The sequence below is a fragment of the Sphingomonas sp. GW821-FHT10C01 genome, from assembly GCF_059415525.1.
In genome coordinates this window covers 1,176,205-1,192,359 of the sequence record NZ_JBWKNK010000001.1, presented here as the reverse complement: position 1 = coordinate 1,192,359, position 16,155 = coordinate 1,176,205, and the positions used below count along the sequence as shown (strand labels likewise).

20 protein-coding genes are annotated in these 16,155 nt (G+C 65.0%); 6 read left to right on the top strand and 14 right to left on the bottom strand.

Annotated features, from left to right (window positions below):
- Positions 1-64: 64 nt before the first annotated feature.
- Complete coding sequence (locus AC07M1_RS05835) at positions 65-343, top strand: hypothetical protein (RefSeq protein WP_495161621.1); 279 nt, start codon at positions 65-67, stop codon at positions 341-343.
- 69 nt (positions 344-412) lie between these two features.
- Here the strand turns inward: AC07M1_RS05835 and AC07M1_RS05830 are convergent, their stop codons facing one another.
- Together AC07M1_RS05830 and AC07M1_RS05825 are read right to left on the bottom strand one after the other, a co-directional pair.
- Positions 413-904, bottom strand: a complete 492-nt coding sequence (locus AC07M1_RS05830) for a hypothetical protein (RefSeq protein WP_495161620.1) — start codon at positions 902-904, stop codon at positions 413-415.
- 225 nt (positions 905-1,129) lie between these two features.
- Positions 1,130-2,239: a fatty acid desaturase family protein gene (locus AC07M1_RS05825; RefSeq protein WP_495161619.1), complete on the bottom strand. Its 1,110-nt coding sequence runs from the start codon at positions 2,237-2,239 to the stop codon at positions 1,130-1,132.
- 147 nt (positions 2,240-2,386) lie between these two features.
- Here AC07M1_RS05825 and AC07M1_RS05820 point away from each other — a divergent pair, with 147 nt between their 5' ends.
- A complete protein-coding gene (locus tag AC07M1_RS05820; protein ID WP_495161618.1) occupies positions 2,387-3,544 on the top strand; it encodes an N-acetyltransferase in 1,158 nt (385 codons plus the stop codon).
- 64 nt (positions 3,545-3,608) lie between these two features.
- On the opposite strand, the gene AC07M1_RS05815 is transcribed toward AC07M1_RS05820, so the two are convergent.
- The 7 genes from AC07M1_RS05815 to AC07M1_RS05785 all read right to left on the bottom strand — a co-directional run bounded on the left by AC07M1_RS05815 (position 3,609) and on the right by AC07M1_RS05785 (position 10,513).
- Positions 3,609-3,851, bottom strand: coding sequence for a hypothetical protein (locus tag AC07M1_RS05815; protein WP_495161617.1), 243 nt, complete (start codon positions 3,849-3,851; stop codon positions 3,609-3,611).
- 183 nt (positions 3,852-4,034) lie between these two features.
- On the bottom strand, positions 4,035-4,808 hold the full coding sequence (xth, locus tag AC07M1_RS05810; RefSeq protein ID WP_495161616.1) for an exodeoxyribonuclease III: 774 nt from the start codon (positions 4,806-4,808) through the stop codon (positions 4,035-4,037).
- A 4-nt stretch (positions 4,809-4,812) separates the two neighbouring features.
- A complete protein-coding gene (gene erpA, locus AC07M1_RS05805; protein ID WP_495162818.1) occupies positions 4,813-5,154 on the bottom strand; it encodes an iron-sulfur cluster insertion protein ErpA in 342 nt (113 codons plus the stop codon).
- 112 nt (positions 5,155-5,266) lie between these two features.
- Complete coding sequence (locus AC07M1_RS05800) at positions 5,267-6,439, bottom strand: peptidoglycan DD-metalloendopeptidase family protein (RefSeq protein WP_495161615.1); 1,173 nt, start codon at positions 6,437-6,439, stop codon at positions 5,267-5,269.
- Positions 6,440-6,552: 113 nt separating this feature from the next.
- Positions 6,553-7,347: a ferritin-like domain-containing protein gene (locus AC07M1_RS05795; protein WP_495161614.1), complete on the bottom strand. Its 795-nt coding sequence runs from the start codon at positions 7,345-7,347 to the stop codon at positions 6,553-6,555.
- Positions 7,347-7,820 (bottom strand): peroxiredoxin, encoded by a 474-nt coding sequence (locus AC07M1_RS05790; RefSeq protein WP_495161613.1) that lies wholly within the window; start codon positions 7,818-7,820, stop codon positions 7,347-7,349. The genes AC07M1_RS05795 and AC07M1_RS05790 overlap by 1 nt, the downstream gene beginning before the upstream one ends.
- On the bottom strand, positions 7,817-10,513 hold the full coding sequence (locus tag AC07M1_RS05785) for a bifunctional [glutamine synthetase] adenylyltransferase/[glutamine synthetase]-adenylyl-L-tyrosine phosphorylase (protein ID WP_495162817.1): 2,697 nt from the start codon (positions 10,511-10,513) through the stop codon (positions 7,817-7,819). Before AC07M1_RS05785 ends, AC07M1_RS05790 begins: the two co-directional genes overlap by 4 nt.
- A 74-nt stretch (positions 10,514-10,587) precedes the next feature.
- On the opposite strand from AC07M1_RS05785, the gene AC07M1_RS05780 reads away from it, so the two are divergent.
- Positions 10,588-10,776: a hypothetical protein gene (locus AC07M1_RS05780; RefSeq protein WP_495161612.1), complete on the top strand. Its 189-nt coding sequence runs from the start codon at positions 10,588-10,590 to the stop codon at positions 10,774-10,776.
- A 22-nt stretch (positions 10,777-10,798) separates the two neighbouring features.
- On the opposite strand, the gene AC07M1_RS05775 is transcribed toward AC07M1_RS05780, so the two are convergent.
- The 3 genes from AC07M1_RS05775 to AC07M1_RS05765 form a co-directional block, all read right to left on the bottom strand.
- On the bottom strand, positions 10,799-11,431 hold the full coding sequence (locus AC07M1_RS05775; protein WP_495161611.1) for a sigma-70 family RNA polymerase sigma factor: 633 nt from the start codon (positions 11,429-11,431) through the stop codon (positions 10,799-10,801).
- Positions 11,432-11,501: 70 nt separating this feature from the next.
- A complete protein-coding gene (locus AC07M1_RS05770) occupies positions 11,502-11,648 on the bottom strand; it encodes a hypothetical protein (RefSeq protein WP_495161610.1) in 147 nt (48 codons plus the stop codon).
- Positions 11,649-11,708: 60 nt separating this feature from the next.
- The gene (locus AC07M1_RS05765; protein ID WP_495161609.1) at positions 11,709-12,509 is read right to left on the bottom strand and encodes a response regulator; all 801 of its coding nucleotides are present in this window, start codon (positions 12,507-12,509) and stop codon (positions 11,709-11,711) included.
- Between AC07M1_RS05765 and AC07M1_RS05760 the strand changes: the two genes are divergently transcribed.
- The 3 genes from AC07M1_RS05760 to AC07M1_RS05750 all read left to right on the top strand — a co-directional run bounded on the left by AC07M1_RS05760 (position 12,480) and on the right by AC07M1_RS05750 (position 14,874).
- A complete protein-coding gene (locus AC07M1_RS05760) occupies positions 12,480-12,914 on the top strand; it encodes a NepR family anti-sigma factor (protein WP_495161608.1) in 435 nt (144 codons plus the stop codon). The two genes, AC07M1_RS05765 and AC07M1_RS05760, sit on opposite strands and share 30 nt — an antisense overlap.
- A 10-nt stretch (positions 12,915-12,924) precedes the next feature.
- The gene (locus tag AC07M1_RS05755) at positions 12,925-14,493 is read left to right on the top strand and encodes a sensor histidine kinase (RefSeq protein ID WP_495161607.1); all 1,569 of its coding nucleotides are present in this window, start codon (positions 12,925-12,927) and stop codon (positions 14,491-14,493) included.
- A gap of 252 nt (positions 14,494-14,745) precedes the next feature.
- Positions 14,746-14,874 (top strand): entericidin A/B family lipoprotein, encoded by a 129-nt coding sequence (locus AC07M1_RS05750; protein ID WP_495161606.1) that lies wholly within the window; start codon positions 14,746-14,748, stop codon positions 14,872-14,874.
- A gap of 15 nt (positions 14,875-14,889) precedes the next feature.
- Here AC07M1_RS05750 and tatC read toward each other — a convergent pair whose 3' ends face one another.
- Together tatC and tatB are read right to left on the bottom strand one after the other, a co-directional pair.
- Entirely contained in the window at positions 14,890-15,684 is a 795-nt protein-coding gene (gene tatC, locus AC07M1_RS05745; RefSeq protein ID WP_495162816.1) for a twin-arginine translocase subunit TatC, read from the bottom strand.
- Positions 15,678-16,115, bottom strand: a complete 438-nt coding sequence (gene tatB, locus AC07M1_RS05740) for a Sec-independent protein translocase protein TatB (protein ID WP_495161605.1) — start codon at positions 16,113-16,115, stop codon at positions 15,678-15,680. The genes tatC and tatB overlap by 7 nt, the downstream gene beginning before the upstream one ends.
- Positions 16,116-16,155 lie beyond the last annotated feature (40 nt).

Below are 16,155 nucleotides of genomic sequence, written 5' to 3'. Positions count from 1 at the left end.
GACTATTTTCCGGTCAGTGCTTGATGTAGATCACACAGTATCTTTGGATCGAGCGGAGAGAATGATGATTTCGAATCTGATCGTGGTTGCACTTGGGCTTGCCACACCAGCTCTTCCCGCGACCGTTGCAGAGCCCCAGCCAGCCGCCGCCCAAGCAGATGGCCCGGCTGCGGATGCCAAGAAGGTCTGCCGTCGGATCACCGCTACCGGGACTCGGCTGCCCAAGCGGGTTTGCCGCACCAAGGCGGAGTGGGACCGCGATGCGGCTCAGGTGAAGCAGGACATCCGGACCGGTCCCGGCAATGCCGGGCGCGACCCGTTTATGGCCGACAAGCCGTTCTAAGACGCGGCCCGCATGCGGATAGTGGGCGTCACGCAGCGTGTGGAACACGCCTGCCTGACGCCCGCGGTTTCAGGATGCGCCGGTCGGATCGATCGCCTGCCTAAGACCGCGATAGAAGGCGGTCGCAGCCAACGCCCGCATTGACTGCAGATCGACCACGCCCGCTTCCCCCGGATTGGTACAGGATGGTACGCCAAGTGCCAGCTGCTCGCCGGCCGCCCGCTCCGCGTCGCTGCCCGGATTGCTCATCACCAGATCCTGCGCAGCCTGCGAACGCCGTGCCACGATGCACAGCGCGAAGTCTTCAGACGTATTTCGCGATGAAACCCGGTTCAGTTCTGCGGATACCCGCTTCATGCCGACCTGAGCTAGATCCTCCTTGATAAGCTCCTCGGCAATTCCCGCGACGATGCTGGAATGGCGAAGCGTGATCTCCATCGCGCGGTTTCCGGAACAGCTATCGTCGCCGGCTCCGATCGAATCCAGCAGATCGGTCTGCCCCTTGCTGAGATAGGGTTGCGCCAGCACCTGCCGCGCCCAGCGCGGGCGCTGGCGCGCCATGCACTTGGAGAACGCGCGGACCGCAGCCCGCTCCGCTGTCGAGTCAGCGTTGGGTTTCAGCGTCGGGACGGGCGCGGCGCCCTGCAAGCCCCCACCAACGCTGGTCGCTATGAAGAGTGCAGCTAGAGTGAGCATCGATGGACCCCCATGGTTATCACCGGGGCATCATGCGCCGCAATTTTCCACCCGACAAGATCGGGAAATACCGGGCAGCGGCGCGAGAATTCAGCTCGCGCGCTGCTTCATCGTGCTGGTCGCCAGCCGGCCCACCAGGCCGCGCAGCGTCGGGTAGTTGGCGCCCTCGTAGATCGAGTCCTGCCCCAGCGCGGCCGAGATACGGCGATGCGCCTCGCCCAGCGCGTGGTAGGGCACGCTCGGCAGCAGATGGTGCAGCGCATGGAACCGCAGCCCCACCGGCGCCCAGATATAGGGCAGGAAGCCGCCGGGCACGTTGACGCTGTCGAGATATTGCGCGGTCACCGTCAGCGGCTCGCCGTCATTCTCCCACAGATGCGCGACCAGCGTGCGGACCTGGTTTAGAACCGCGGTAGCCGAGATGACGCCGAGGAAGATCGCGAACGCCTTGAACGGGATCACGCCGGTCGCGACCAGAACGATGAGCGCGATCGCCCACAGGCTGGCGCCGATTTCCTGCCAGCGCCACTGCTTGGCGAACTCGCCCTCGGGCGCGCGGCGCTCATAGGCCGGGTTGATCTGAAGTCCCGAATAGCGACCCACGACCAGCTTGCGCAGCTTGGGCGACAGCATCGACAGTGGCCCCAGCACGCCGAAACGCAGCAGCAGGCCGATCGGCATCAGCACCGACACCAGCAGGAACACCGGCAACGTCCACGGCTTCATCAGCGCGAGCGGAAGATATTCCGGGTCCTCGACCGTGCCATATTTGGTGCGGCTGTGATGAATGGTGTGGATGCCCTCATACATGAATGACGGCAGCATCATCGGAATGCCGAGCAGCAGGTTCCAGCCGACGCGGAAGCCCGGCAGCAGCGAATGCTTGAGATGCGTGATCTCATGGATGAACAGGCTCGCGCGATAGAGCGCGATCACCGCGAGCACGGCGCTGGCGATCGCCCAGCCGGTCGACGGCAGCAGGATCGCGCCGGCGAGCGCGCCATAGCCGATCGCCGCGGAACCGAGGAAATCGCCCCAGTAGATCAGCGGATTCGGCGTCTGCAGATCGCGCGTCAGCTCCGCCGCGGTACGCAGCATCGCGCGATCGTCGGCAACGCCGGACAGGCGGATCTTCGCGCCCTGAACAGGCGCGCCGGTATCGGACGCATCAAGGGTAAGCGTATTCATGGGTTCGGCCATTCGCATCAGATAGTGGCCATTGCGTGGCATTTCATCGGTCTCTCCGCCCATGTGCGCGCGACGATTGACTTGGCGGGCGCAATGCGGGACCGCTTTGACCGCCATCAACCCTGATCAACGATCGCGCATCAACGAAAGGCGCCGCGCTTGGCCAACCCTCCCCTCACCGTCCGTCCGGTCAAGACCAAGACGGATACCCGCGACTTCATCGAACTCGCCTTTCGCCTCAACCGCGGCGATCCCAATTGGGTGCCACCGCTGCGCAGCGAGGTTGCGGGCACGATCAATCCCAAGAAGAATGGCTGGTTCAGCCATGCCGTGGCGCAGCTCTTCCTCGCCGAACGTCAGGGCCGCATCGTCGGCCGAATCTCCGCGCATATCGACAAGCTCGCGCTCGAAATGCCGGCCGAACAGGGTTTTGGCCCCGGCACCGGCTTCTGGGGACTGTTCGAAGCGGAGGACGCCGAAACGGCGCGCATCCTGATCACCACCGCCGAGGATTGGCTGCGCAACAACGGTATGACCCGCGCCATCGGACCGGTCTCGCTGTCGATCTGGGAAGAGCCCGGCCTGCTCATCCAGGGCCATGATCACCCGCCGATGGTGATGATGGGCCATCACCGGCCCGCCTATCAGGGCTGGATCGAGGCGCTGGGCTATCTGCCGGCCAAGCAGTTGCTGACGTACGAGCTCGACATCACCCAGGACTTTCCGCCGCTCGTCCAGCGCATCGTCGCGATGGGCGAGAAGAGCGACCGTATCCGCATCCGCATGGTCGACAAGTCGCGCTTCGACCAGGAAGCCGCGACGATCCTGGCGATCCTCAACGATGCCTGGTCGGACAATTGGGGCTATGTCCCGCTGACTCAGCCCGAGATCGACGATGTCGGCAAGAAGCTCAAGCCGCTGGTGTTCGAGGATCTGATCCGCATCGCCGAGCTGGATGGTGAGCCGGTGGCGTTCATGATCACTTTGCCCGACCTCAACGAAGCGATCGCGCCGCTCAACGGCAATCTGTTCCCGTTCGGCTGGGCAAAGCTGCTGTGGTGGCTGCGCAAGCCCAACGTACGCGGGATGCGCGTTCCGTTGATGGGCGTAGTCAAGCGGCTTCAGGGGTCGCGCATGGCGAGCCAGCTCGCCTTCATGATGATCGAATATATCCGCCGCTCGGCGATCGCCAATTATGGCGCGGTTCGCGGCGAGATCGGCTGGGTCCTCGACGACAACCAGGGCATGGTCGCCATCGCCGATACCATCGAGAGCAAGATCAATCGCGTCTATCAGGTTTACGCGAAACAGCTTTGAAAGAGGGTTGCGGCCCGCGGTTTAGGGGTCCCGCGGGCCGCGCCCCTCATGTCTCAGGATCCCGTCACTTGGGATCGAGGGGATCGAAACCCTGCTTCAGCCATTCGGCACGCGTGCGGCAATCCTTCAGAACCCGCGAACCGGTGAGGTTGCCCGCGATGCAATAGCGCTTATCCTTCACCGGCTGCGCCTCGGCGGTCGCCTGGGCGGCCGGTGCGGAAGTGCCGGGCTTGGTCTCGGCATGGGCGGTCGCGGCCATGCCGACAGCGAAGACGGCAGCGGTGAAACCTTTGAACATCGAACGCATATACAGCTCCTCTTCTGCGCCTTTGCGGGTCGAAGGGTGACTGCATCCCGCCCGCCTCTGTGTTAGTGCATTATGCGTGCCAAACACTGAGACTAAGCAATATCAATGACTTAGCTTGTTCGAATTGTTACGATCCGGAAATAGTTCACCGAAACATGGTGAAATACACCAATCAGCGGGCAATCATCCGCGAAGGCTCGCCCAGGTCGGCGCATGGTCGCTGGCCTTCTCGCGGCCGCGATACTCCTTGTCGACGCCCGCGCCGATCAGGCGGTCCGCCGCGATCGGACTGAGCAGCAGATGATCGATGCGGAAACCCGCATCGCGCTGCCATGCGCCCGCCTGATAGTCCCAGAAGGTCCAGATGCCGCCCGCCGGAAAGCGGGTGCGCAACGCATCGGTCCAGCCCTGCGCGAGCAGCGCGCGATAGCCTTGGCGCGACTCGGGTTGCATCAGCGCGTCGTCAGCCATGGCCCGGACCGAGAAGACGTCGTCGTCATTGGGGATGACATTATAGTCCCCCGCCAGCACGACCGGAACTTCCTCGGCCAGCAGTTCGCGCGCATGCGCCGAAAGGCGCTCGATCCAGCGCAGCTTGTAATCGAACTTGGGCCCCGGCACCGGATTGCCGTTGGGCAGATAGATCGACGCAACAACCACGCCGTTCACCTCGGCTTCGATATAGCGGCTATGCTCATCCTCGGGCTCGCCATCCAGGCCGCGCTTGCGCTCAACCGGATCGACACCCTTGGCGAGGATCGCGACCCCGTTGAAGCCTTTCTGGCCGTGCCATAGCGCGCCATAGCCGGCCTCGCGGATGTCCTTCTCGGGAAACCCCTCGTCCGCCGACTTCAACTCCTGCAGGCAAACCACATCGGGCTGCTGCTCGGTGAGATACTCGATCAGGCGCGGCAGACGCGCCTTGATGCCGTTCACATTATAGGTAACGATCTTCAAGGCGTCAGACCGAGAAGCTGGTGCCGCAGCCGCAGCCCGATGCGGCATTGGGGTTGGTCACGCGGAACGCGGCTCCGCCGAGCGATTCGACGAAGTCGACGCTTGCGCCACGCACCAGATCAAGGCTGACCGGATCGACCAGAAGCCGCACGCCGTCCGTCTCGGCGATCGCATCGTCGGCGTCCGCATTCTCCGCCAGCTCGAACTTATACTGGAAGCCCGAACAACCGCCCCCTTCGACCGAAAGGCGCAGGATGGCGGGCTTGCCCTGCTTCGTCGCGATGGCGGCAATGCGCGCCGCCGCCGACGGCGTCAGGCCGATCTCGGGGGAAAGGGTGGTGACCATGGGGTTGAGATAGGGAAGCGCGGCGCCACCCGCAACCGAAAGGACCACAACAGGAAGGGGCCGCCCGGACATGCCGGACGGCCCCTCGCCCTCTCCTGTTATCTCTTGAAGCTCAGTTGCCGGTCGCTGCGGTCAACTGGACAGGCGCGGCGCGCTGCTGAATCTGATCGAACACATTGGCGTTCTGCATGAACGGCATCGGATTTACCGCCGCGCCGTCGATCCGCACTTCGTAGTGAAGGTGGCTGCCGGTCGAGCGGCCGGTCGAACCCATCAGGCCGATCAGCTGACCGCGACGAACGCGCGTGTTGCCGGCAACGAGGATCTTCGAAAGATGCCCGTAGCGGGTTTCGATGCCCTTGCCGTGGTTGACGGTGATAAGGTTGCCATAGCCGCCGAAACGACCGGCGCGGCCGATCACGCCATCGGCGGTCGCATAGATCGGCGTGCCGACCGGACCCGGGATATCGATCCCTGCGTGCATCGCGGCGCTGCCATGGAACGGATCGGACCGAACGCCGAAGCTGCTCGTCAGCCGCACATTCTCGACCGGCTGCATCGACGGGATCGCGATCACCGTCTGCTCGAGCACGTCAAGCTTCTGCCAGGTCTGGAAGAGCGAGCGGAACTGCGCGTCCGCGCTCACCTCGACAGCGGCTGCCGCTTCGGCCGAGACCGGCTCGTACGGACCGCCCATGCCGCCGGCGACATAGCGCTCGGGCTTGATGCCCAGGCTGCGCAGATGACGCTCGGTCAGATGAAGACGAACCTGCGCGGTCTTGCGCGCCTGCTCGGCAAGCTTCGCCTGGCGGGCCTCGACCTCACGCAGCGGCGCCAGCACTTCGCGGGCCATCGCGTTGTCGGAAACCTGGGCGGCGGGGAGCGGCGCGCCGACATCCTCGGGCGAACCCTTGCCGGTCATGACGCCGGCAATGATCTTCTGACGCTGCTCGACACGCGCGGCGTGGAGCTGGGCGGCCTGCTTTACCGCGGCGACATCGGCTTCCATCTTCGCGACTTCGGCCTGCATCTTCGCCAGCTTCGCCTCGGGGGTCGAAGCCTCGCCGGCGATGCCGCTCGCCTGCACCGCGCCGAACGCGGCCTGCGAAACGCCATAGGCGGAGAAGGTCACGGTGACGGCGGCAACACCGGCGAGGATCGCCTGGGTGCGCCCAGCAACGCTGAAACGCTTCAGGTCGCGGCCATCATGGAAAATGAAATCACGGGTAGTGAAGAAGTTGCGGAACCGTGTGGCGAGGTTCGCGTTGAGTGCAGTGCTGACCATGAGTCCCCGGCAACTACAGACACGCGCCAACAGCGGCACACGCCTCGTTAAAATCCAAACCCTGTCGAGGAGCAGCCCCTCCGCACCTGACGAGGCTGGTTAGAACCGCCCGATCACTCCGGGGCAAGCGCCGCGTAATATTCCCGCGTTAAACCGGCTGTCGCACGCGCCGAGTCGTTGAACGGCGGCTTAACCGACCCTCCGAAATAGCGTTCGAGCAGGGATCGCCACTCCGTCTCGGGCGTGATTCGACGCTCGGCGCAATGGGATTCGAACCAGCGCGTACCCGCCGCGACATGGCTCACCTCGTCGCTCAGGATCCGCCGAAGAATCCGCGCCGTCACCGCATCGCCGGCCGCCTCGAACCGCTCGATCATCATCGGCGTCACGTCGAGCCCGCGCGCCTCCAGTGCCATCGGCACTACCGCCAGCCGCGCGGCCGCATCCCGGGCGGTTGTTTCGGCCGCTTCCCACAACCCCGCATGGGCGGGCATTGCGCCATAATGGCTGCCGAGCCGGCGCAATCGCCGGTCCAGCAGCGCGAAGTGCATCGCCTCGTCCGCACCGACCCGCATCCAGTCGTCGGTGAATTCGCGCGGGAATTGCGCACCGAATCGTCCCGCCATGTCGAAGGCGAGGTCCATCGCGACAAATTCGATATGCGCGATCGCGTGGATCAACGCGACGCGCCCGCGTTCCGATCCGCCGCGCCCGCGCTTGGGCATCCGGCTGGGCGGGAGCAGCTCGGGCTCAGCGGGCCAAGCTGGCCGATCCGGCATCGCGACGTCAAAGCCATGCTCCAGCCGCCCCAGCCGCCAGTCGCGCGCGGCCTTACGCGCCGCCGCGACCTTGGCCATGGGGTTCGCCGTCAGCAGCACATCACGCGCCGCCTGAGCCACCGTTTGCATCAGCGCGCCGCCAGTTCCTTCGCCGCTGCCAGCACCGCCTCGACATGGCCCGGAACGCGAACCTTGCGCCATGCCTGTGCGAGCTTGCCATCCGCGCCGAACAGGAAGGTCGAACGGTCGATCCCCATATATTTGCGGCCATAGAGCGACTTTTCGACCCAGCTGCCGAACGCCTCCAGCACCTTGCCGTCAGGATCGGAGGCGAGCGGTATCGTCAGCTCATATTTGCCGATGAACTTGCGGTGCTTCGCCGCGGTGTCGCGCGACACGCCCAGGATCCTGACGCCCAGCGCGTCGAACGCCGCTTTTTCCGCGCTGAACTCCTGCGCTTCGCGCGTACAGCCCGCCGTATCGTCCTTGGGATAGAAATAGAGCAGCAGCGGCGCCCCGACGTAGCGATCCAGCATGAAGGGCTTGTCGTCACTGTCGAGCAGTTCGACCGCCGGAATCCCGTTTCCGATTTCGATCGTCATGCACGTTGCTCCTGCTGTTGCGATACGGCTTCCCAAGCCCTCGCCACCTCCTGCCGATGTTGCTCGAGCGCGGCAAGCACCGCTTCCCAGTCCCGAACGCCCACGGCATGGGCGACCACCGGCCGGGTCGCGGGCGCGGGCGGCTTCACATCGGGCGCGACCAGGCGAAGCGTCACCAGCAGGCGGGTGAGGAAATCATGCGCCTCGACCAGGTCGCCCGGCAGCAATCCCTGCTCCGCCAGCGATTCGATCGCCCGGCGCAGATTCGGATCGAAGCCGGTTCGGCTCGTCAGCTGACGGGTGTGCACGGCGAATTCGAGATCGACCAATCCGCCCGGAAGCAGCTTGGCGTCGAGCGGCCCGCCGGGCGGCTTGTGCGACGCCATGTCCGCGCGCATCTTTCGCGCGTCGGCCACGATATCGCGTTCGCGACGGTCGCCGTTCAGCACGGTATCGATCACCGCCTGCACCTGCGCGCGGGCTTCCGCCGACCCGAACACGGCGCGCGCGCGGGTCAGCGCCATATGCTCCCAGGTCCAGGCGTCCTCGCGCTGGTATTTCGCGAATCCGTCGAGCGACACGACCAGCGGCCCCTGCCCGCCCGAGGGGCGCAGCCGCGTATCCACTTCGTAGAGCGCGCCCGCCGCGGTGGCGACCGACAGCGCCGCGATCACCCGCTGCGCCAGCCGGTTGTAATAGGTGACCGCGCCCAACGGCTTCTCGCCATCGGACTCGGCCATATGATCGCCGGTGAACAGGAAGATCAGGTCGAGGTCGGACGCATGGGTCAGCGCCCCACCCCCGAACCGCCCGAGCGCCAGCACGACAAGTTCACTGTCCGCTACTCGTCCATGACGCACCGCAAACTCGTCCTTCGCCGCGCGCGCCAGCACCTGAAGGGCGGCCTCGGCCACGCGCGCATAGCCCGCCGAAACGTCAAGCGGATCGCTGACCCCGGCCACAATCTGCGATCCCAGTGCGAAGCGCTTCTCGCCCACCAAACGGCGCACGCGATCGAGCAACCGCTGATAGTCGTCGCCCGCTTCGATCGCGCCCAGCTCGGCGGCAAGGGATTCGACATCGCCGACCGGGGCCAGCGCCGTCGCATCAATCAACCCGTCGATCAGTTCCACCCGCCGCGCCAGTGCGCCAGCAAGCGTCGGGGCGTGGCTCAGGATCGTGCTGAGCAACTCGGTCAGCCGGGGCCGCGCCTCGAGTAGATTGAACAGATTGAGCGCACTCGGCAGCCGCGAGAGGATCGTGTCGAGCCGCGCCAGCGCCTGGTCGGGATCGGGCGCGGAGCCCATCGCCCCGATCAACCGCGGCAGCACCGTTTCCAGCGCCGCCCGCGCCGGAGCGCTGCGCAACGCGGGATAACGCGCATCGCGCCATCCCGCGACCAATCGCGCCGCCGCCTCGGTGTCCGCGAATCCGGCGGTCGCGCATGCCTGTTCGACGCCGGATTCATTTGCAACCACCCGCCCCCCGCCTTCGGGCGCGTCGTCGAGTGAGTCATAGATCCGACCGACGAATTCGACATGTGGGCGCAACAGATCGAGCAGGGCCGCGCCATCCGGCAGCCCATGCAGCCGTGCGACCCGGTCGATCCCCTCGCCTTCGGGCAGCTGATGCGTCTGCCGGTCATCGATCATCTGCACCCGATGCTCGATCGTGCGCAGCAGAATATAGGCATCGGCGAGCTTCGCCGCGTCGCCCGCATCGATTCGTCCTTCGCCTGCCAGAGCCGCGAGCGCATCGAGCGTGGCCGGCGCACGCAACGCCGGGTCGCGACCGCCATGGATGAGCTGGTGGATCTGCGCGAAGAATTCGATCTCGCGAATACCGCCGCGTCCACGCTTGAGGTCATAACCCGGCCCGAACGCTTGGCCCTGCGCGTGATGGTCGCGGATCCGGCGAGAGATGCCGCGTATCTCGCGAATCGTTCCATAGTCGAGTGCACGTCGCCACACGAACGGCCGGATCGTCTCCAGGAACTGGTTACCCAGCCGCGTGTCTCCGGCAGCCGCTCGCGAGCGGATAAACGCGGCCCGCTCCCACGGCAGCGCCTGCGACTCATAGTAGGTGATCGCCGCCTCCACCGGCAGAACGATTGGCGTCACTTCGGGTGAGGGCCGCAGACGCAGATCAATCCGCAGCACATAGCCGTCGGCATCGCGTGCCTGCAGAAGTTCGACCACCCGCCGCCCGACACGCACAGCCGCTTCCTCCGGTGCCTCGCGCTCGCGATGAGGGAAGGTCTCGGGATCGAAGATCAGGATCGGATCGATGTCCGAGGAATAGTTGAGTTCGCGGCTGCCCTGCTTGCCCAACGCGATGGCGGCAAAGCCGTCCGGCCCGGCTTCCGGTACGCGTTCGGCGACGGCAGCGCCAATCGCGGCGTCGAGCGCGTAGTCGGCGAAATCGGACAACGCCTGGGTTGCGGCTCGAAAATCGAGCAGCCCCGCTAGGTCGCCCAGCGCCACGCTCAGCGCCAGCCGCCGCCGCTCGACGCGCAGCCGCTTTCCCACCGGCATTGCCGGATCGTCGATCCGCACCCCCGCGAGCGGATCAGCCAGCACCTCGGGCACCCGTCCGATCAGCTCGGACTCGCGCTCGATCAGGTGCGCCAGAAAGGGCGACCACAGCCGCGCCCGCTCAATCGCGTCGCGCAGCGCGCCCGCATCGCCGTTCATCCCATCCATCGCAAACCGGTCAGGCAATGAAAGTGCGCGATGTCAAGCAACAAAACCGGCGATCGGTCGTTTGGATGTTCATGGTTCGTCACGCGTCTCAGCAGGCCAATGCGCAACAGTCGCTCAGCGGTTATCGCGTCGAGTTGCCGCGCCCGCATGATGCGATCGGCGTCGTGCTGCGCGACACCTATTTGCGCGATATCGAGCTGCCCGACGACATGAACCTGCTGCTGCGTCGAATGAACGGCAACCACTGCCCGTAACATCCGAAGTCAGCTGCGCCGCTCAGCGTTCGCGGCTCAGCTGATCGACTTCATCCATGATTGTGTCCAGCGCGGTGCGGCCGTCGCTTTCGCTGTCGCGGCGCGACGGTAGTTCGCCGTTGTTCATGAGCGCCTCGAGCGCGACGCGCCCGCGTGCGACGCGACTCTTGATCGTGCCGACGGCGACACCGCAAATCTCGGCCGCCTCCTCATAGGCAAAACCGCCCGCGCCAACCAAAATCAGCGCTTCGCGCTGCGGCTGGGGCAGATGCAACAATGCGCGCTGCATATCCGCGAGATCGACATGCTTGTCCTGCGACGCGGGCGCGGCGAGCAGTCGATCCGCGACCAGATCGTCCCATTCACCACGAAAGCGGGAGCGGCGCATCTGGCTGAGATACAGATTACGCAAGATGATGAAGGTCCAGGCGCGCATGTTCGTGCCCGCTTGGAACCGCTTGCGCGCGGCCCATGCCTTGAGCAGTGTTTCCTGCACCAGATCGTCGGCGACATCGCGGCTACCCGACAGCGATCGCCCAAATGCGCGCAGATGCGGGATCACGGTCGCGAGCTGCTCCTTGAACTCCGGGTCGGAGAGCGAAACATGCTCGGCCGGCGGCGTCCCCTCTTCGCCTTCCTGGTCGGTATCGGTCATTCGGTTCCGTTCTTGTTCGCCGTCGGAATGCGGCTTCGCTTCAGAAAGATACGCTGGGCGCACCCGCCTCTCAACCCGCTCGAATTAGCAGGTACACGGCGTAGATGATGATGATCAGAACCAACGAGACCGACAGGATGTATCGGGTCATATGCGGCGTCGCCCCGGCGCGGGCGCGCTCGGCGTCGATGTGCATGGGTTCGTTCGGATCGACCATGCAGCATCAACACGCGAGAACCGTTTTGGCTCCGTAAGAAATGGAACCCGGCGTCCAATCCTAGTGCGCCGGCACCGTCGACTGGTCGAAGAACAGGGCCTGGCTGATCGCCGCCTTGACCGTCGACCGCTGGAACGGCTTGGTGATCAGGAAGGTCGGCTCCGGCCGCTCGCCCGTCAGCAGGCGTTCGGGGAAAGCGGTGATAAAGATCACCGGCACGTTGAATTGCGCCAGGATGTCCTTCACCGCATCGATGCCCGAGCTGTCGTCGGCAAGCTGGATGTCAGCCAACACCAGTCCCGGCCGGTCATCCATCGCCAGCGCCACGGCTTCGTCGCGGGTCACGGCTACTCCAGTCACGTCATGCCCCTGGTCGCGCACGATCGTCTCCAGATCCATCGCGATCAGCGGCTCGTCCTCGATGATAAGAACGCGCGCACGCGTCTGACTGTCGATCTCGGCAAGTGCATCGGCAACCAGACTATCCACGGTCTCCGGCGTCTCTTCGAGCAGATAGGCGGCATCTTCGCTGGTGAACCCCTCCATCGCGGTCAGCAGCAATGCCTGGCGCGAACGCGGCGCCAATCGGGCGAGGCGCGCCCGCGCGATCGCTTCATTATCGTTGAGCGGATCGCTGTCCTCCACACGGTCGTCGAGATGCGTCGAGCCCCAGATCGCCTGGAAGGTGCGATAGAGGCCTAGCCGGGGATCGACCTGGCGCGGAAACTCTTCAGGCGCAGCGACGATCGCTTCCAGCGTCGCACGCACATAACGATCCCCTTCCGCCTGGCTCCCAGTGAGGGCGCGACCGTAACGGCGCAGAAACGGAAGATGGGGAGCGAGCTGCTGTCCAAGCGACATGATGTTGTTATTCTCCTTCGGGTTGCCGTCCTTTGTGCTGACGGCAATCTGGCAATGCAAGTCGTGCTGCTGCGTCCGAAGAATGCCCCTCCCCGGATTTCGCATCGCCTTGTGGAACCAACGAGCCGCAAATTGGTTTCACCGGTCGCGCACATGTGTACTTGTGCGTTTCTGGCCGCTTGCGGTCGGCAGTGTTTTTGTGCATCCGCCCATTCCCAGGGCTTTGAGGGGGACGAAGTGCGTTCGGCCGATCAGAACAAGAAAGAGCCGCTGGGGCGGACAGGCGGCGAGACGGCCACACGCAAGGACCGCAACATCGGCGAGGCGCTTCGTCGCGTCTATCAGGACGCTGCGGACGAACGCATTCCCGACGATCTTCTCGATCTTCTGACCAAGCTCGATTAACCATGTGACAATGGACGGGGACGACCAGACGCGCCGCAACCGCGGTCGGCCCATCGCCGCGATCGCGCGAATGCCGACCGGCGCCAAGGTTTTCCTGATTCTCAGCGCCGGCCTGTTGCCGCTTGCGCTCATCGCCTTCTTTGCCTCGATTCAGACCACACGTCTCGCAGACCAGGAGGTCCGCGGACGCCTTCGCCTCGCCAGCGCCGAGTCCGCACGCGCCCTTCGGAGCGAAATCGCCTGGGAACTCCGTGAGCTGCGCGGCGCCCTCCCCGCGATCGAAGGCGCCGCCCCGAACTGCGGCCGTCTTGCGGGTGTGTTCGAACCGCAGGCGATGAACGGCGTTCGCTATGCACTTCTCGACTCCGGCAAGCGGCTATTGTGTGGTGTGCCAATCCCGGCGGCTGGTAACCAGACGCTCACCCACGGCGGCACCGCCGTGTACCTGCTCCCAGGTTCCGGCGCGCAGCTCGAGGTGACCGGGCAGACGGGCTATATCGCTCGCGCCTTCTTCCCTACCCAATTCCTCGCAGCATCCGCAGAACCAAGCGGCGTGACGCGCGACTACGGCCTCTCTATCGCGGCCGGTGAAACCTCGCTGGAGTTGCGGAAGCTCGGCGGCAACAGCGCGCTCAACCGACGCGAGTCGCAGCGGGTTGATCTCGGCGTACAGGGACTGTCGCTTGAGATGACGGTGGCCAGCGCACCAATCACCTCGTCGATGGTCATCGCCGCGCTCTCTCCCTTCCTGATGTGGCTGCTGGCCGCGGGAATCGCGTGGTTCGTGGTCGATCGCCTGCTGATCCGTCCGCTCCGCCGTCTGAGGCGAACAGTCAGCGCCTATCAGCCCGGCGAGATCATCGACCCGCAGGCGGGCAGCGATATTCCCGCGCAGGAAATCCGTGAGCTGGGCGAAACCTTCCGCGGCCTCAGCCGCACCGTACAGGCACACGAGCTCGATCTCGCCGAAGGTCTGGCCCGCCAGACCAAGCTAACGCGTGAGGTGCATCACCGGGTCAAGAACAACCTCCAGGTGATCGCGAGCCTGATCAACTTCCACGCCCGGGGTGCCAAATCGAGCGAAGCACTCGGCGCCTATGCATCGATTCAGCGTCGCGTCGATGCGCTCGCAGTGGTCCATCGGCACCATTACGCCGGATTCGAGGAAACGCTGGGCATCGAGATTCGTCCGGTGATTGGCGAGCTGGCATCGAACCTGCGGGCGACCGCGCCTGAAGACTCACGGATCGGCATCGTGCTCGACGTCGACCCTTGGCTGGTGTCACAGGATAATGCCGTGGCGATCGCGTTCCTCATCACCGAGATCGTCGAGCTGGCGATGAACGTCAGCCCGTCGGCGCAAATCCACATCGCGATGAAGGATGCCGAGGACCCCGGCCAGGCACTCTTGCAGATCAGCTCACCGGCGCTAACCGACAGCGCCAATTTCTCGGGCCTGTTCGACAATCGCTATGGCCGCGTGATCGCCGGACTCGTCCGCCAACTTCGTTCACGCCTCCATCACGACACGCTGGCCGGGATGTTCGAACTTCCGATCGCGGTAGCAGGTCGTCACTAAAATAATTCCAAAAAAGTTGCGCGGGCACGGAACCGGCGGGTTTCGACCGCGTTCTGCACCTCGGATAGCGACCTTTTGCCCCCCCGCTCTCGCTATCCACGAAACAGGCCCGGACGCATCCACCTCCCCCCCCCCCGGTGATGCGTCCGGGCCTAATTCGTTCTGAGGGCAAGCGGGTTCGACATGCGGCGATTGTGGAACGAAGCAGCTTGCCGCACATTGATCCCCAGCAATCCAAGACGGAGACTGAAGATGCGTAAGCTGCTTGCGATGGCGCTGGTCGGGCTGGCCCTGTCGGCGTGCAACACGATCGAGGGCGTGGGCAAGGACGTCAAATCGGCGGGCGATACCGTCGCCAAGACCGCCGACGGCGCCAAGTAACTCAGGCCGAGAGGCCTATTCTCCAGCGGCGGCTTCGGTCGCCGCTTCCTTTTCGTCTTCCTTCTGACGGCGGCGGCGCGTGAACCAGATCGCGACCAGCGAGAGGAAGTAGAGCCCGCACAGCGGGATCGCGAGCAGCAGTTGCGACCCGATATCGGGCGGAGTCAGCACCGCGGCGATCGCGAACGCCGCCACCACCGAATAGCGCCACGCTCCCTTGAGCTGTTCATAGGTGACGATGCCTCCGCGCTCGAGCAGCATCAGCAGCACCGGCAGCAGGAACGAGATGCCGAACGCGAACAGGAACTGCATCACGAAGCCGAGATATTTCTCGGCATCCGGCAGGGCGATCTGCTCGACCCCTCCACCCAGCTGACCCTGATAGCCCAGCAGGAAATGCAGCGCGGTGGGGATGGTCACCCAATAGGCCAGCGAGGCGCCCGCAATGAACAAGGCCGGCGTTGCCAGCAGGAAGGGCAGCAGCGCCTTCTTTTCCTTGCGGTACAGGCCCGGCGCGACGAACTGCCACAGCTGCACCGCGACGATCGGGAACGCCACCATCACCGCGGCGAAGAACGCCACCTTCAGCTCGACGAAGAATCCGCCCATGATGCTGGTGAACACCAGCTTGTCCTGTCCCGCCTGTGCAAGCGGATGGACCAGGAAGCCGTAGATCGGCTTCACGAAGTAGAAGCAGACCGCGAAGGCCGCCACCAACGCGAGGACACAATAGAGCAACCGGCGGCGCAGCTCGATCAGATGTTCGAGCAACGGCGCTTCGGTGCCTTCGAGTTCGTTGTCGCTCACGATGCGGCCTTTTTGCGCGGTGCGCGCGGCTTGCGGGCGGGCTTGGCTTCGGCAGGCGCCTCGAGCGCGGCGTCCGCCGCTTCGGGCTTCAGCGCGGGCGGCTCGACCGTCGCGGGCAGCGCATCCTCGGGCTCCACCACCGCGGGCGCCGTGCCCTCGGCATTGGGGTCATAGACCGGCGCGGGCAGTGCCTTTTCGGGCGGATAGTCGCGCATGATCCGCGCATTCTCTTCCGCCCATTTCTTTTCCATCTCGGCCAGCTCGGCCTCGCGGACCATGTTGTCGAAGCCGCTGCGGAACTGGCGCGCCACGCCGCGCGCCTTGCCGACCCAGTGGCCGACGAAGCGCATCGCCTTCGGAAGATCCTTCGGCCCGATCACCAGCAGGGCGACGATCGCCACCACCAGGAATTCAGGCGCGTTGAAATCGAGCATCTATCGACCGGCCCGGAAGGCCGCGGCACCAGGCCGCGGC

Coding starts and splice junctions, on each gene's coding strand:
- AC07M1_RS05750 (WP_495161606.1), top strand. CDS start 14,746: ATGCGTAAGCTGCTTGCGATGGCGCTGGTCGGGCTGGCCCTGTCGGCG.
- AC07M1_RS05760 (WP_495161608.1), top strand. CDS start 12,480: ATGGGGAGCGAGCTGCTGTCCAAGCGACATGATGTTGTTATTCTCCTT.
- AC07M1_RS05765 (WP_495161609.1), bottom strand. CDS start 12,509: ATGTCGCTTGGACAGCAGCTCGCTCCCCATCTTCCGTTTCTGCGCCGT.
- AC07M1_RS05815 (WP_495161617.1), bottom strand. CDS start 3,851: ATGCGTTCGATGTTCAAAGGTTTCACCGCTGCCGTCTTCGCTGTCGGC.
- AC07M1_RS05830 (WP_495161620.1), bottom strand. CDS start 904: ATGGCGCGCCAGCGCCCGCGCTGGGCGCGGCAGGTGCTGGCGCAACCC.
- AC07M1_RS05795 (WP_495161614.1), bottom strand. CDS start 7,347: ATGCAAACGGTGGCTCAGGCGGCGCGTGATGTGCTGCTGACGGCGAAC.
- AC07M1_RS05770 (WP_495161610.1), bottom strand. CDS start 11,648: ATGGTCGATCCGAACGAACCCATGCACATCGACGCCGAGCGCGCCCGC.
- tatB (WP_495161605.1), bottom strand. CDS start 16,115: ATGCTCGATTTCAACGCGCCTGAATTCCTGGTGGTGGCGATCGTCGCC.
- AC07M1_RS05785 (WP_495162817.1), bottom strand. CDS start 10,513: ATGAACGGCGATGCGGGCGCGCTGCGCGACGCGATTGAGCGGGCGCGG.
- AC07M1_RS05775 (WP_495161611.1), bottom strand. CDS start 11,431: ATGACCGATACCGACCAGGAAGGCGAAGAGGGGACGCCGCCGGCCGAG.
- AC07M1_RS05825 (WP_495161619.1), bottom strand. CDS start 2,239: ATGGCCGAACCCATGAATACGCTTACCCTTGATGCGTCCGATACCGGC.
- AC07M1_RS05835 (WP_495161621.1), top strand. CDS start 65: ATGATTTCGAATCTGATCGTGGTTGCACTTGGGCTTGCCACACCAGCT.
- AC07M1_RS05780 (WP_495161612.1), top strand. CDS start 10,588: ATGTTCATGGTTCGTCACGCGTCTCAGCAGGCCAATGCGCAACAGTCG.
- AC07M1_RS05800 (WP_495161615.1), bottom strand. CDS start 6,439: ATGGTCAGCACTGCACTCAACGCGAACCTCGCCACACGGTTCCGCAAC.
- erpA (WP_495162818.1), bottom strand. CDS start 5,154: ATGGTCACCACCCTTTCCCCCGAGATCGGCCTGACGCCGTCGGCGGCG.
- AC07M1_RS05755 (WP_495161607.1), top strand. CDS start 12,925: ATGGACGGGGACGACCAGACGCGCCGCAACCGCGGTCGGCCCATCGCC.
- AC07M1_RS05790 (WP_495161613.1), bottom strand. CDS start 7,820: ATGACGATCGAAATCGGAAACGGGATTCCGGCGGTCGAACTGCTCGAC.